Source organism: Ancylobacter sp. GW821-FHT10E12 (assembly GCF_058809335.1).
Genome location: NZ_JBXASN010000004.1, coordinates 78,454 through 93,681, shown reverse-complemented (window position 1 = coordinate 93,681; position 15,228 = coordinate 78,454). Strand labels below are relative to the sequence as shown.

Below are 15,228 nucleotides of genomic sequence, written 5' to 3'. Positions count from 1 at the left end.
TCCTCGACCGGCGCCCGTTGCCCAATCCGTCGCCATGGCGCGAAAAGATACTCCGGCTCGGCGCCGGGCGAAAGCCGGCCATCGGTCTAGCTGCGGCGCAGCGGCGGCTGGACGGCATGCGCGGAGCCGGCTAGGACGCGGCAAACGATCTGCGGCTCGGCGAGGACATCATGGCCACCTTCATTCTCATTCACGGCGCCTGGCACTGGGGTGGCTGCTTCGGCCAGGTGGCGAATCGGCTCGCCGCCATGGGCCATGCGGTGATCGCGCCCGACATGGCCGGCCATGGCTTCGACCCGACGCCGATCGCGCAGATCGCCGACCTGCCCTTCTACGCGGCGGCGGCGCGCGCAGCGCTGGAGGAGATCGAGGGCAAGGCGATCCTGGTCGGCCACAGCGTCGGCGGGGCGACCTTGACGTGGCTCGGCGAATTGATGCCCGAGCGGGTGCAGGCGCTGGTCTATCTCACCGGCTTCCTGGCGCCGGCCGGCAGGAGCGCCCGCGATTTCGTGATGACGCCGACCTATCTCAAGGACCCGGCGATCGTGGAGACGCAGGGCCTGCTGCGCATGACCCGCGAAGGCCTCGGGCTTGACCTCCACAAGCGCGACCTCGCCATCCGCTCGCTCTATTCGGACTGCCGGCCGCGCGAGATCGAGGTGGCCCTGGCCAACCTCATCCCGGTGACGCCGCACGCGCCGTTCACCGCGGTCTCCGCCATCACGCCGGGGCGCTACGGGCGGCTGGAGCGGCACTATGTCGAGTGCCTCGGGGATCGCGCCCTGCCCCTGCCGCTGCAGCGGGAGATGCAGGCGGCGGTGCCGGGAGCCACCGTGCACCAGCTGGACGCCGGCCATTCGCCCTTCCTCAGCATGCCGGACGAGGTGGCCGAGATGCTCGATTCGATCGTGTGAGAGCGTGCATGGCGGGGATCATTCCCCGGCCATGAAGCGGTAGCCGACGCCCGGCTCGGTGCGGATGATCGCCGGCTGGGCCGGGTCGCGCTCGATCTTCTGCCGCAGCTGGCCGATGAACACCCGGAGATAGTGCAGGTCCTCGCCATGCGCCGGGCCCCAGATCGAGGTCAGCAGCGTGCGGTGGGTGACGACGCGCCCGGCATGGCGCGCCAGCAGCACCAGAAGGTCGTATTCCTTCGGCGTCAGCTTCACCGGCGCGCCGTCGCGGGCGACGAGGCGGCGCAGCGTGTCGATGACGAGGCCGTCGACCTCGACATGGTCGGCTTCCGCCTCGGCCGCGAGCCGGTGGCGCAAAGCGGCGCGGATGCGGGCGGTGAGCTCGCCGATGTTGAACGGCTTCTCGACATAGTCGTCGGCGCCGAGATCGAGCGCGGCGATCTTCTCGCTCTCGCGGTCGCGGGCGGACAGGATGATGATCGGCACGCTCGACCAGCCGCGCAGCTGGGCGACCACGTCCTTGCCGTCCATGTCCGGCAGGCCGAGATCGAGGATGACCACATCCGGCGCGGCGGTGGCGGCGGCCTTCAGCGCGGCCGCGCCGGTGGTCGCCTCGACGACGTCGTAGCCGGCGGCGGTCAGCGCCGGCTTCAGGAAGCGATGGATCTGCGGCTCGTCGTCGACGACGAGTATGCGGTCGGCATTCATGGCGTGCGGTCGTCCGCCCTGGTCGGAGGAATCGGGAAGCGCAGCACCATCCTTGTGCCGCGCCGTCGTGAGGCCGGGCTTTCCGCCTTGATGCTTCCGCCCATGGCGTCGACGAAACCCCGCGCGATCGACAGCCCCAGTCCGGTTCCGGGCGGGCGCCCGTCCGGCGTGCCGGGACGAAAGAACTTTTCGAACACCTTGTCGAGGTCGGCGGGCGGGATGCCCTTGCCGGAATCGGTGACGGAGATGACCAGTTCGCCGCCCTCCGCGTGGGCGAAGATCTTCACCGGCTCGCCGGCGGCATATTTGGCGGCATTGTCGAGCAGGTTGAACAGCACCTGCCCCAGCAGCACGCTGTCACCCAGCATCAGCGGCAGGTCGGGGGCGATGCTCACCTCGACGGTGAGAAGCGGGTAGTAGCGGGCGCAGCGCTCCACCGCCGCCCGCACCACATCGCCGACATCGATCCAGTCGCGGCGCATGTCGAGCGTGCCGGCTTCGATGCGGGTCATGTCCAGGAGGTTGGAGACGAAACGCGACAGCCGGCCGCCCTCCTCCTCGATGGTGAGCAGCAGGTCGTCGCGGCTCGCCGCATCCATGCGCTCGCCGAGCTGGCGCAGGCTGGTCACCGCGCCAGTGATGGTGGCGAGCGGCGTGCGCAGATCGTGCGAGATCGAGGAGAGCAAGGCGGCGCGCAGGCTGTCGCCCTGCAGCCGGGTCGCCTGGGCGATGCTTTCCTGCGCGAGGCGCGCCCGGTCGAGGGCGATGGCGGTCTGGTCCATGATCGCCGCCAGCATCGGCTCGGCGGCGCCGTCGAACGCCTCGCCGTCCCAGCGCAGGCCGCAAATGCCGACGACGCCATGCGGGCTCGTCATCGGGCGGAACTGCCAGGGGCTGGAGGGCAGCGTGCCGGTGGCGCGGCCGGCGGGCTCCCTGTGTTCGAACGCCCAGCGCGCCGCGCTCATGTCGCCGACCTCGAGATCGGAATCGGGCGGCCAGGCAGCGGCGAGCAGCAGCGTGCCGTTCTGCGGGGTGAGCAGCACGGCGGGGCGGTTGAAATTCTCGTGCAGCTGCGAGACCGCCGCCCACAGCACGTCCTCGGCCTCGGCATTGCCGGAAAGCTTGCGGGAGAAGTCGTAGAGCGACTGGAGAGCGGCGGCGCGAGCGCGGGCGGCACGCGCCTGCTCGCTCACCCGCGAGGCGAGGCCGCCGGTGAGCAGCGCCGCGATCAGGAAGACGACGAAGGCGAACACCTCGTGCGGCGAGGCGATGGTGAAGGTGTAGAGCGGTTGGATGAAGAAGTAATTGTAGGCGAGGCCGGACAGCACCGCCGCCATGAAGGCGGCGCCGTAGCCGGCACGGATGGCGGCCACCACCACCGCCATCAGGAACAGCAGCGAGACGTTGGACAGCGGCACGATCCGCTCGATGCCGAGCCCGATCAGGGTCGCAAGGCCGACGCAGCCAATGGCATAGGCGCCGGCGCGCGCCAGCTCGCGCGGCCGGTACGGCCGCCGGCTCGGCGCCGGCGCGTGCGCCTCGGAGCGATCGCCGGTGACGACATGAACGGCGATGCCCGGTGCGCGGGCGACGATCTCGTCGGCGAGCGACTTGCGCCAGACTAGCGGCCAATGCCGTCGCGCTGCCGCGCCGATGACGATCTGGGTGACGTGCTCGCGCCGTGCCAGCCTTATCAGCTCGGAGACGAAATCGGTGGCGGTGATGCGCCGTGTCTCCGCTCCCAGCCGTTCGGCGAGGCGCAGCAGCTCATCGATGCGCGCGGGGGCGGCACCATCCGGCGGCTCGCGGTCGGCGCGCTCCAACGAGACGACGATCCACGGCGCGTTGAGGCCGGAGGCGAGCCGGCTCGCCTCGCGCACCACCTTTTCCGACAGCGCGTCGGGGCCGACGCAGACCACCAGTCGCTCGGCCGAGGCCCAGGCGCCCTCGATGGCATGGCCCTTGAGATAGCCGACCATGTCGTCGTCGACGCGGTCGGCGGTACGGCGCAGGGCGAGCTCGCGCAGCGCGGTGAGGTTGCCGAGGCGGAAGAACCGCTCGGAGGCGCGCCGCGCGCTCTCCGGCAGGTAGACCTTGCCGTCCTTCAGCCGGTCGAGAAGCTCGGCCGGCGGCAGGTCGACCAGCACGATCTCGTCGGCCTTCTGCAGCACGGTGTCCGGCACCAGCTCGCGCACCCTTATGCCGGTGATGTTGGCGACGACGTCGGCGAGGCTTTCGAGATGCTGGATGTTCAGCGCCGTCCAGACGTCGATGCCGGCCGCCAGCAGTTCCTCGATATCCTGGAAGCGCTTGGGGTGGCGCGCGCCTTCCGGGTTCGAGGAGGCCAGCTCGTCGAGGATGAGGATGCGCGGCTTGCGCGCCAGCGCGGCGTCGAGATCGAAGGTCTCGATCACCCGGCCCTTGTAGGGCACGCGGCGGCGCGGCAGCACTTCGAGGCCGTCGAGCAGTTCGGCGGTCTCGGCACGGCCGTGGGTCTCGGCGAGGCCGACGACGATGTCGGACTTGAGCTTGCGGGCGCGGGCGAGCATCGCATAGGTCTTGCCCACGCCCGGTGCGGCGCCGAGGAAGATGGTCAGCCGGCCGCGCCCGTCGGCGCGCGTCTCGCCGCGCGTCTCCTGGCGCATCACCGCCAGCAGGGCGTCGGGATCGGGTCGGCCATCCTCCCGTGCGTCGGTCGCGGCCATCCGCCTGATATCCTTCAGCTCTTCAGCTCGTCCAGCGCCAGGTTGAGCCTTAGCACATTGACGCGCGGTTCGCCGATGAAGCCGAGAAGCCGGCCCTCCTCGATGCGCTCGACGAGGGTGGCGACGTCGGCCTCGCCGAGGCCGCGGGCCTTGGCCACCCGCGCCACCTGGGCGCGGGCGAAGTCCGGCGAGATGTCCGGGTCGAGGCCCGAGCCGGAGGTGGTCGCGGCGTCCGCCGGGATCGGGCCATTGAGCCCGGCGGTGCGCAGCCTTTCCACATCGCCGGCCACCCGGTCGCGCAGCTTGGCCGCGGTCGGGCCGAGATTGGAGCCCGAGGAGGCGCCGGCATTGTACGGGTCCGGCCCGGTCGCCGAGGGGCGCGGCCAGAAATAGCGCTCCGAGGCGAAGTTCTGGCCGATCAGCGCCGAGCCGATGACGGTGCCGTTGCGGGTCATGAGGCTGCCGGCAGCCTGCGCCGGGAGCACCGCTTCGGCGATGCCGGTGACGGCGAGCGGATAGCCGAGCCCGAGCAGCGCGGTGAACAGCAGGACGAAGACGAAGGCGGGACGAAGATGCTTGAGCATGATCACACCAGATGCAGGGCGGAGACGGCGAGATCGACCAGCTTGATGCCGACGAAGGGCAAAGCGAGGCCGCCGAGGCCATAGATGAGCAGGTTGCGGCGCAGCAGGGTGCCGGCGCCGGCCGGGCGATAGGTGACGCCGCGCAGGGCGAGCGGGATCAGCGCGACGATGATCAGCGCGTTGAAGATGACCGCCGACAGGATCGCCGATTGCGGCGAGGCCAGCGCCATGATGTTGAGCGCGTTCAGGCCGGGATAGGTGACGACGAACAGAGCCGGGATGATGGCGAAATACTTCGCCACGTCGTTGGCGATGGAGAACGTGGTCAGCGAGCCGCGGGTCATCAGCAACTGCTTGCCGATCTCGACGATCTCGATGAGCTTGGTCGGGTTGGAATCGAGGTCGACCATGTTGGCCGCCTCGCGCGCGGCCTGGGTGCCGGTCTGCATGGCGACGCCGACATCGGCCTGCGCCAGCGCGGGGGCGTCATTGGTGCCGTCGCCGCACATGGCGATCAGCCTTCCGCCCTCCTGCTCCTTGCGGATATAGGCGAGCTTGTCCTCCGGCGTCGCCTGGGCGAGGAAGTCGTCGACGCCGGCCTCCGAGGCGATGGCGGCGGCGGTGACCGGGTTGTCGCCCGTCACCATCACCGTGCGGATGCCCATGGCGCGCATCTGGGCGAAGCGCTCCTTGATGCCGGGCTTCACCACGTCCTTCAGGTGCACGACGCCGAGCAGCTTGCCGCCGTCCGCCACCGCCAGCGGGGTGCCGCCGCTGCGGGCGATGCGGTCCACCGCGACGCGGAACGCCTCGGGGGCGGCGCCGTTGTCGATGCCGGCGAAGCGCAGCACCGCGTCGACCGCGCCCTTGCGCAGGCGGCGGCCGCCGAGATCGACGCCGGAAAGCCGCGTCTCGGCGGCGAAGGGGATCACCGCGTCCGGCGTCACCGCCGGCGGGACGACGCGGTATTCGCCGGTCGCCAGCGCCACGATGGAGCGGCCTTCCGGCGTCTCATCGGCGAGGCTGGCGAGCAGCGCCGCCTCGGCGAGCGCGGTGTCGGTCACGCCCGGAACCGGGAGGAAGTCGGTCGCCATGCGGTTGCCGAAGGTAATGGTGCCGGTCTTGTCGAGCAGCAGCGTGTCGACATCGCCCGCCGCCTCCACCGCGCGGCCGGAGGTGGCGATGACGTTGAAGCGCACCAGCCGGTCCATGCCGGCAATGCCGATGGCCGACAAGAGGCCGCCGATGGTGGTGGGGATCAGCGTCACCAGAAGCGCGGCGAGCACCGTCACCGAGAGCACGGTGCCGGAATAGCCGGCAAGGCCCCAGAGCGTCACCACCGCGATCAGGAAGATCAGCGTGAGGCCGGACAGCAGGATCGACAGCGCGATCTCGTTCGGGGTCTTCTGCCGCTTGGCACCTTCGATGAGGGCGATCATGCGGTCGACGAAGCCGGCGCCGGGGGTCACCGCGATGCGGATCACTAGACGGTCCGACAGCACCTGCGTGCCGCCGGTCACCGCCGAGCGGTCGCCGCCGGCCTCGCGGATGACCGGGGCGGATTCGCCGGTAATGGCGCTCTCGTTGACCGAGGCGACGCCTTCCACCACCTCGCCGTCGCCGGGGATCAGCTCCCCGGCCTCGACGATGACCTTGTCACCGACCTTGAGCGCGGTGGCGGGCACGTATTCGATGCGGCTGCCCTCGTGCTTCAACCGCGCCGTAAGCTCGGAGCGCGCGCGCTTGAGACTGTCGGCCTGTGCCTTGCCGCGCCCTTCGGCGACGGATTCGGCGAAGGTGGCGAACAGCACGGTAAACCACAGCCAGGCGGCGATCTGGCCGGAGAATGCGGCATCGCCGCCCAGCAGCACGTCGCGCAGGAACAGCAGGGTGACGACCGCCGCCACAACCTCGGTGACGAAGATCACCGGATTGCGCATGAGCTGGCGCGGGTTGAGCTTGGCAAAGGCGGCGAGCACCGCCGGCCCGAGGATTTCCGGGGCGAACATGCCCGGTGCCGCGGGCGGCTGGTGCGAGGGGTTCTTTATGGTGGACATCGAGCGATTCGACATGGATCGGAACCTTCAGAAGGTCTGGCCGGCGAGCATGGCGAAATGCTCGACGATCGGCCCGAGGGCGAGTGCGGGGAAGAATTGCAGGCCGCCCAGGATCAGGATGATGCCGATCAGCAGGCCGACGAACAGCGGCGTATGGGTGGGGAAGGTGCCCACGGACGACGGTGCCTTCACCTTGGCGGCGATCGAGCCGGCAATGGCCATGACCGGCACCACATAGGCGAAGCGGCCGAGCAGCATGGCGATGCCGAGCGTGGTGTTGTACCAGGGCGTGTTGCCGGTGAGGCCGCCGAAGGCCGAGCCGTTATTCCCCGCCGCCGAGGTGAAGGCGTAGAGGATCTCGGAGAGGCCGTGCGGGCCGGGCGTGCCGACGCTCGCTACCGCGAAAGGCAGCATGGCCGAGACCGCGGCGAAGCCGAGGATGGCAAGCGGTAGGATGAGCACCGCCAGCATGGCGTATTTCATCTCGCGGCCCTCGATCTTCTTGCCGAGGAATTCCGGCGTGCGCCCGACCATCAGGCCGGCGACGAAGACGGACAGCAGCGCGAACACGACGAGGCCGTAGAGCCCCGAGCCGGTGCCGCCCGGCAGCACTTCGCCGAGCTGGATGAGGAACATCGGCACCAGGCCGCCGAGCCCGGTGAACGAGCCGTGCATGCCGTTGACGCCGCCGTCCGACAGGCCGGTGGTGACCGCCGCGTAGAGGGCGGTGGCCGACTGGCCGAAGCGCACCTCCTTGCCCTCCATGTTGCCCAGGGAGGGGTCGAGGCCGAGCGAGGCGAGGATCGGATTGCCGTAGGTCTCGGCCCAGTAGACGGCGCCGACGCCGGCGATCAGCAGGATGGCGATGGCCGAGAGCAGTGCCCAGCCCTGCCGGCGGTCGCCCACCATCAGGCCGAACGTGTAGACCAGCGCCGCCGAGATCGCGAGCATGACGTAGATGTTGAGCAGGTTGGCGAGCGCCGAGGGGTTCTCGAACGGATGCGCGGCATTGACGTTGAAGAAGCCGCCGCCATTGGTGCCGATCTGCTTGATCGCCTCCTGGCTCGCCACCGGGCCGAGCGAGATGGTCTGCTGCGCGCCTTCCAGCGTGGTGGCGGCCACCGAGGCGTCGAGCGTCTGCGGCAGCCCCATGGCGACGAAGACCAGCGCCACCACGATCGACATCGGCAGCAGCACATAGAGCGTCGCGCGGGTGACATCGACCCAGAAATTGCCGAGCGTCGAGGCCCTGGAGCGGGCGAAGGCGCGGGTGACCGCAACCGCGAGGGCGATGCCGGTCGCCGCCGAGGTGAAGTTGTGCACGGTGAGGCCGACCATCTGGGAGAGATGGCTCATCGTGGTCTCGCCGGCATAGTTCTGCCAGTTGGTGTTGGTGAGGAAGCTGACCGCGGTGTTGAAGGCGAGGTCCGGCGGCACCGCCGCGAAGCCCTGCGGGTTCAGCGGCAGCACGTCCTGCAGCCGCAATATCGCATAGAGCGACACGAAGCCGACCAGCGAGAAGGCCAGCATCGCCAGCGTATAGGCGAGCCAGCCCTGCTCGCGGGCCCCGTCGATGCCGGCAAGGCGGTAGAACCCCTTCTCGACGGGAACGAGGACAGGCGAAAGCACGGTGCGCTCGCCGGTGAAGACGCGGGCCATGTAATGGCCGAGCGGCTTGACGGTGACGAGCACGGCGAGGAACAGGGCTGCGATCTGCAGCCACCCGACGAGGGTCATGATGCGCTCCCGTCCTTCAGAAGCGTTCGGGACGCAGCAGCGTCACCACGAGATAGGCGCCGAGGGTGATCGCCACGGCGAGGCCGAGAAGAGGCTCGATCATGATCGGCCTCACGACAGCCGGGCGAGCAGGCGCGCATAGACGCCGAGGGCGACGAGTGCGGCGATGCCGGTGAGGAGAAAGACAAGGTCTGCCATCGCAGAACTCCCGAGGTTGGTGGGTCGGGAGAACATGGCGCCGTCTCGGGTCAGGTTTCGATTGCGGATGTGCGGGCGCGGCATAAGGAAAGCATAAAGGCCCGGCCGCGGGCGGCGGACGGGCGCCGCCGGTGCCGGTCGCGTGCGCGGCCCCTATTTAGGCCGGCTCATTTCATCGCGTTTCTCAATGGCGGCTATGAAAACATCTCGTTTTTCGATGCAAAGGCTCTCGCCTATGGTCCGCTTCCTGTGACAACCGGAGCGTGCCATGCCGCCGGCCAATAGCGACCTCTCCAGCGCCACGGGCGCCCCCGGCGCGACATCCCCTGCCCTGTCGGGCCGTGCGCTGTACCTGCTGGTGCTGGCCTTCTGCCTGTTATGGTCGTCGGCCTTCGCCTTCGCCAAGCTGGCCCTGATGGAGTGCCCGCCGCTGATCCTGCTGGTGCTGCGGCTGACGCTGGCCGGCGGCATCATGATGGCGCTGGCGGTGAAGGTGGACGGACGGGCAAAGCTCGCCAGCATGCGCCGGCGCGACGTCGCGGCGCTGATCCTGTGCGGCGTGCTCAACAACGCCGTCTATCTCGGCGTCAACTGGATCGGGCTGACCATGACCTCGTCGGCCTATAACGCGGTGCTGATCAGCTGCAACCCGCTGGTCGTTGCACTGCTCGCCGGTCCGTTGCTCGGCGAGAAGCTGAACCTTACCAAATGGATCGGCCTCGGGCTCGGGCTTGTCGGCGTCGTCATCGTGCTGCGCTCGCGGCTCGCCGGCGGGCACGAGGACGCCTTCGGCACGGTGCTGATCGGCATCGGCATGCTCGGCTTGGCCGCCGGCACGCTGGCCTTCAAATATTTCAAGCCCCGCGGCGGCGTGTGGACCGGCAATGCCATCCAGTGCCTCACCGGCGCGGTGGTGCTGCTGCCCTTCGCCATGGCGACGGAGAGCCTCGGCGACGTGCATGTCACCCGAAACTTCCTGGTCGGGCTCGCCTTTCTGGTCTTCGCGGTGTCGATCGGCGGCTATGGGCTGTGGTTCTACCTGCTGACGCGGTCGAGTGCCACCGCCGCCTCCAGCCTGCATTTCGCCATGCCGCCGCTGGGGCTGTTCTTCGGCTGGCTGCTGCTCGGCGAACAGGTGCCACCGCTCGATATCCTGGGAATTCTGCCAATCGCCATAGGCATTTGGCTGGTGACGCGCCCCGCGCGTCAGGCGGGAACGGGTGCCACCGCCATTTCCGCCAGCAGCTCATAGGAGCGCTTCTTGGCGGCGAAGTCGTGGATGGCGGTGGTGATCATCAGCTCGTCGGCCTGCGTGGTCTCGACGAAGCGCGCCAGCCCCGCCGCCACCTTGTCCGGCCCGCCGACCAGGACCCGCTCGCGGTTGCGGGCGATGAAGCGGCGGTCGCCGTCGGTGTAGGGATAGGCGCTCGCCTCTTCCGGCGACGGCACCGGACCATAATCGCCGCGCTGGCGCCTGAGATGCGCGAGATCGACGCTGGAGGCATGATATTCCGCCTCCTCGTCGGTATCGGCGCAGACCACGGCGAGCGCCAGGATGGCGTGCGGCTTCGACAACTTCGCCGAGGGCCGGAAGTCGGCGCGATAGCTCAGCATGGCGTCGAGCACGTCATGGGTGGCGAAATGATGCGCGAAGGCGAAGCCGAGCCCGAGCTGAGCCGACAGCCGGGCGCTGTAGCCGGAGGAGCCGAGCAGCCAGAGCGGCGGCAGCTTCACGTCGACCGGCATCACCGAGATGTTGCGGAACGGATGGTCCTCCGGCCAGCTGCCGCTGTCCCAGGCCATAAGCTCCTTCAATCGTTCGAGGAAATCGTCGGCCGGCTCGACATCGCGGCGGCGGCGCAGGGCGAGCGCGGTGAGCTGGTCGGTGCCGGGCGCCCGGCCGAGGCCGAGATCGACGCGGTCGGGATAGAGCGCCTCCAGCACCTTGAAGCGCTCGGCGACCATCAGCGGCGAATGGTTCGGCAGCATCACCCCGCCGGAGCCGACGCGGATGCGCCGGGTCGCGGCAAGTATCTGGCCGGACATGATATCCGGCGCCCCGGAGGCGACCGAAGGCAGGTTATGATGCTCGGCGACCCAGAAGCGGGCGTAGCCGAGCGCGTCGACATGGCGGGCGAGCTCGATCGTGTTGGCCAGCGCCTGCGGCCCGCTGCCGCCGGAGACCACGAAGGACAGGTCGAGGACCGAGAGCGGCACATGGGGGACGGGAGAGCGGATCGCGGCAGAGCTCATGGGAAGGGCCATTGGCTGATGACTGTCATCAAACGCAGGTAAGCCCGATTGCGCGCCGCACAAGGCCGATGAGGTGTACGATCCGTACAGTCCGGTGACCGATGAGTGCAGAATCAGAACAGGTTGCACCTCATTGCAGAATAGGTGCAACCCGTGTATCTGGATGGGTAACCATTCCATCCAACGAGGGCATTCCATGGCGACGACCACCATCGGCCTGAAGATCGACGAGGATCTGCGCGCGCGGCTGAAGGCCGCCGCCGAGAGCCAGGGGCGCACCCCGCATTCGCTCCTGAAGCAGGCGGTGGTGGGGATCGTCGAGCGCATCGAGCAGGGGCTGCCGATCGATCCCGAGCCGGCCGACGCCGATGCGCCCGCGCATCATCTCGATACGGAAAGCCCGTTCCTGCCCTTCGCCCGCGGGGTGAAGCCGCAGAGCGTGCTGCGTGCCCGCATCACCGGCGCCTATCGCATGCCGGAGACCGAGGCGGTCTCCATGCTGCTGCCCGGCGCCACCCTGCCCCCGGCGACGGCCGGCGCGGCGCGCGAGCGCACCCGCAGCCTCGTCACCGCCCTGCGCGAGAAGGGGCAGAAGGGCCCGGTCGAAGGACTGATCCACGAATATGCGCTCTCCAGCCAGGAGGGCGTGGCGCTGATGTGCCTCGCCGAGGCGCTGCTGCGCATTCCCGACCGCGCCACCCGCGACGCGCTGATCCGCGACAAGATCGGCCATGGCGACTGGCAGGCGCATGTCGGCCATTCGCCGTCGCTGTTCGTCAATGCCGCCACCTGGGGGCTGGTGCTCACCGGCAAGCTGACCACCACCTCCAGCGAGGCCGGGCTGACCGGCGCCCTCACAAGGCTGATCGGGCGCGGCGGCGAGCCGCTGATCCGCAAGGGCGTCGACGTCGCCATGCGGATGATGGGCGAGCAGTTCGTCACCGGCCAGACCATCTCCGAGGCGCTGGCGAACTCGCGCGCCATGGAGGCCAAGGGCTTCCGCTATTCCTTCGACATGCTCGGCGAGGCGGCGACCACCGCCGAGGACGCGCAGCGCTATTTAGCCGACTACGAACAGGCGATCCACGCCATCGGCAAGGCGTCGGCCGGGCGCGGCATCTATGAAGGGCCGGGCATCTCGATCAAGCTGTCGGCGCTGCATCCGCGCTATTCCCGCGCCCAGTACGGGCGGGTGATGGGCGAATTGCTGCCGCGCGTCGTCTCGCTCGCCCGCCTCGCCCGCCATTACGACATCGGCCTCAACATCGATGCCGAGGAGGCGGACCACCTCGAACTCTCGCTCGACCTGATGGAGGCGCTGTGCTTCGAGGAGACGCTTTCCGGCTGGAACGGCATCGGCTTCGTGGTGCAGGCCTATCAGAAGCGCTGCCCCTATGTGCTCGACTACCTGATCGACCTCGCCCGCCGCTCCGGCCACCGGCTGATGATCCGGCTGGTGAAGGGCGCCTATTGGGACAGCGAGATCAAGCGCGCGCAGGTGGACGGGCTGGAGGGCTTCCCGGTCTATACCCGCAAGGTGCATACCGACGTCTCCTACCTCGCCTGCGCCCGCAAGCTGCTCGGCGCGGCGGACGCGGTGTTTCCGCAATTCGCCACCCATAACGCGCAGACGCTGGCCAGCATCTACGAGCTCGCCGGGCCGAACTATTATGGCGGCCAATACGAGTTCCAGTGCCTGCACGGCATGGGCGAGCCGCTCTATGAGGAAGTGGTCGGCAAGGACAAGCTGAACCGCCCGTGCCGCATCTATGCGCCGGTCGGCACCCATGAGACGCTGCTCGCCTACCTGGTGCGGCGGCTGCTGGAGAACGGCGCCAATTCCTCCTTCGTCAACCGCATCGCCGACGAGAACGTGCCGATCGACGAGCTGATCGACAGCCCGGCCGAGGTCGCGTCCCGCATCGAGCCGGTCGGCGCGCCGCATCCGAAGATCGCCGCGCCGGCGGATCTCTATGGCGACAGCCGCCGCAACTCGCAGGGGCTGGACCTCTCCAACGAGCAGCGCCTCGCCTCGCTCGCCGCCGCCTTGCTCGCCGGCTCGGCGCAGCCCCTGAAGGCGGTGCCGCTGCTCGGCGACGGCCCGGAGCAGGGCATCGCCCGCTCCATCCGCAACCCGGCCGACCGGCGCGACGAGGTCGGCACCGTCGAGGACGCGACGCCGGAAATCTGCGCCCGCGCCATGGAGATGGCGGTCGCAAGCGCCCCGATCTGGCAGTCCACCACCCCGGCCGAGCGCGCCGCCTGCCTGTTCCGCGCCGCCGACGCCATGGAAGCGCGCATGCCGGAACTGATCGGCATCGTGGTGCGCGAGGCCGGCAAGTCCTTCGCCAATGCGGTGGGCGAGGTGCGCGAGGCGGTCGATTTCCTGCGCTATTACGGCGCGCAGGCGCGCGACGGCTTCTCCAACGACACCCACCGTCCGCTCGGGCCGGTGGTGTGCATCAGCCCGTGGAACTTCCCGCTCGCCATCTTCGCCGGCCAGGTCGCCGCCGCGCTCGCCGCCGGCAACCCGGTGCTGGCCAAGCCGGCGGAGGAAACCCCGCTGATCGCCGCCGCCGCCGTCGACATCCTGCGCGAGGCCGGGGTGCCGGCCGGCGCGGTGCAGCTCCTGCCCGGCGCCGGCGATGTCGGCGCGGCGCTGGTGGGCGATCCCCGCACCCGCGGCGTGATGTTCACCGGCTCCACCGAAGTGGCGCGGCTGATCCAGCGCCAGCTCGCGGGAAGGCTGACCCCGGACGGCCAGCCGATCCCGCTGATCGCCGAGACCGGCGGCCAGAACGCGATGATCGTCGATTCCTCGGCGCTGGCCGAGCAGGTGGTCGGCGACGTCATCGCCTCGGCCTTCGATTCCGCCGGCCAGCGCTGCTCGGCGCTGCGCATCCTGTGCCTGCAGGACGATGTCGCCGACCGCACGCTCACCATGCTCAAGGGCGCGCTGCACGAGCTCGCCATCGGCAATCCGGTGCATCTCGCCACCGATGTCGGCCCGGTGATCACCGCCGAGGCGCAGGCCACTATCGAGGCGCATGTCGAGCGCATGCGCCGCGCCGGCTGCAATGTCGAGCAGCTGGAGCTGTCGGAGGAGTGCGCGCATGGCAGCTTCGTGCCGCCGACGCTGATCGAGATCGGCGCCATCTCCGAACTGAAGCGCGAGGTGTTCGGCCCGGTGCTGCATGTGCTGCGCTACCGGCGCGAGGAGATCGGCGACCTGATCGAGGCGATCAACGCCACCGGCTACGGCCTCACCTTCGGCCTGCACACCCGCATCGACGAGACCATCGCCCAGGTCACCTCGCGCATCGAGGCCGGCAACATCTATGTGAACCGCAACATCATCGGCGCCGTGGTCGGGGTGCAGCCCTTCGGTGGCCACGGGCTCTCCGGCACCGGGCCGAAGGCGGGCGGGCCGTTCTATCTCGGCCGGCTGCTCGCCACCCGCCCCGCCTCCGGCCGGCCGGCCGTGTCGGACGAGGCGCTGGCGGCGGCGCGGCTATGGACGGATTTCGTCACCGATCCGCAGGCGCGCGCCCTGTGCGGGGCGCTGCTCGACGCGCCGGTGCTGCCGGCCGCCACCGTGCTGCCCGGCCCGGTCGGCGAGCGCAATGCCTATGAGCTCGCCGCGCGCGGCACGGTTCTGTGCCTCGCCCAGACGCCGACGGGCCTCGCGGTGCAGGTCTGCGCCGCGCTCGCCACCGGCAACCGGGTGCTGCTCGACGCCGCCGCGCCGCCGAAGCTGCCCAGGGAATTGAAGGGGCTGGTCTCGACCGCCACCGACCTCGCCGCGGCCCGTTTCGACGCGGTGCTGTTCGAGGGCGACGGCGACGCGCTGCGCGAGCTCAACGAGACCATTGCCGGCCGCGACGGCCCGATCGTGCTGGTGCACGGGCTCAACCCGGACGACCTGGCGCGCGGCGCGGGCTATCCGCTCGACCTGCTGGTGCTGGAGCGCTCGGTCAGCACCAACACCGCCGCCGCCGGCGGCAATGCCAGCCTGATGAGTATCGGGTGAGCCTGCACAAGATAAAGGCGGGAGCCGACCACCGGCCCCCTC

The 15,228-nt window shown here is 69.7% G+C and carries 11 protein-coding genes; 3 read left to right on the top strand and 8 right to left on the bottom strand.

Annotated features, from left to right (window positions below; translation table 11 throughout):
- Positions 1-170: 170 nt before the first annotated feature.
- Positions 171-914 carry an alpha/beta fold hydrolase gene (locus AC1RU4_RS06450; protein WP_492890218.1) on the top strand — a complete coding sequence of 248 codons (744 nt, stop codon included), beginning with the start codon at positions 171-173 and terminating at the stop codon, positions 912-914.
- Between the two features lie 18 nt (positions 915-932).
- On the opposite strand, the gene AC1RU4_RS06445 is transcribed toward AC1RU4_RS06450, so the two are convergent.
- Genes AC1RU4_RS06445 through AC1RU4_RS06415 form a run of 7 tightly spaced genes read right to left on the bottom strand, consistent with a single transcriptional unit; the run spans position 933 to position 8,939 of the window.
- On the bottom strand, positions 933-1,622 hold the full coding sequence (locus AC1RU4_RS06445) for a response regulator (RefSeq protein WP_492890217.1): 690 nt from the start codon (positions 1,620-1,622) through the stop codon (positions 933-935).
- Positions 1,619-4,327, bottom strand: coding sequence for a DUF4118 domain-containing protein (locus tag AC1RU4_RS06440; RefSeq protein ID WP_492890216.1), 2,709 nt, complete (start codon positions 4,325-4,327; stop codon positions 1,619-1,621). Before AC1RU4_RS06440 ends, AC1RU4_RS06445 begins: the two co-directional genes overlap by 4 nt.
- Before the next feature lie 14 nt (positions 4,328-4,341).
- A complete protein-coding gene (gene kdpC, locus AC1RU4_RS06435) occupies positions 4,342-4,911 on the bottom strand; it encodes a potassium-transporting ATPase subunit KdpC (RefSeq protein WP_492890215.1) in 570 nt (189 codons plus the stop codon).
- A gap of 2 nt (positions 4,912-4,913) precedes the next feature.
- Positions 4,914-6,968, bottom strand: coding sequence for a potassium-transporting ATPase subunit KdpB (gene kdpB / locus AC1RU4_RS06430; protein WP_492890214.1), 2,055 nt, complete (start codon positions 6,966-6,968; stop codon positions 4,914-4,916).
- A gap of 27 nt (positions 6,969-6,995) precedes the next feature.
- Positions 6,996-8,705, bottom strand: a complete 1,710-nt coding sequence (gene kdpA, locus AC1RU4_RS06425) for a potassium-transporting ATPase subunit KdpA (RefSeq protein WP_492890213.1) — start codon at positions 8,703-8,705, stop codon at positions 6,996-6,998.
- A 16-nt stretch (positions 8,706-8,721) separates the two neighbouring features.
- Entirely contained in the window at positions 8,722-8,820 is a 99-nt protein-coding gene (gene kdpF, locus AC1RU4_RS06420; protein WP_492890212.1) for a K(+)-transporting ATPase subunit F, read from the bottom strand.
- A complete protein-coding gene (locus tag AC1RU4_RS06415) occupies positions 8,817-8,939 on the bottom strand; it encodes a hypothetical protein (protein WP_492890211.1) in 123 nt (40 codons plus the stop codon). The genes kdpF and AC1RU4_RS06415 overlap by 4 nt, the downstream gene beginning before the upstream one ends.
- A 232-nt stretch (positions 8,940-9,171) precedes the next feature.
- On the opposite strand from AC1RU4_RS06415, the gene AC1RU4_RS06410 reads away from it, so the two are divergent.
- Complete coding sequence (locus AC1RU4_RS06410) at positions 9,172-10,155, top strand: DMT family transporter (RefSeq protein WP_492890210.1); 984 nt, start codon at positions 9,172-9,174, stop codon at positions 10,153-10,155.
- On the opposite strand, the gene AC1RU4_RS06405 is transcribed toward AC1RU4_RS06410, so the two are convergent.
- Positions 10,110-11,156 (bottom strand): LLM class flavin-dependent oxidoreductase, encoded by a 1,047-nt coding sequence (locus AC1RU4_RS06405; protein ID WP_492890209.1) that lies wholly within the window; start codon positions 11,154-11,156, stop codon positions 10,110-10,112. The two genes, AC1RU4_RS06410 and AC1RU4_RS06405, sit on opposite strands and share 46 nt — an antisense overlap.
- Positions 11,157-11,352: 196 nt before the next feature.
- On the opposite strand from AC1RU4_RS06405, the gene putA reads away from it, so the two are divergent.
- Positions 11,353-15,186: a trifunctional transcriptional regulator/proline dehydrogenase/L-glutamate gamma-semialdehyde dehydrogenase gene (gene putA, locus AC1RU4_RS06400; RefSeq protein ID WP_492890208.1), complete on the top strand. Its 3,834-nt coding sequence runs from the start codon at positions 11,353-11,355 to the stop codon at positions 15,184-15,186.
- Positions 15,187-15,228: the final 42 nt, after the last annotated feature.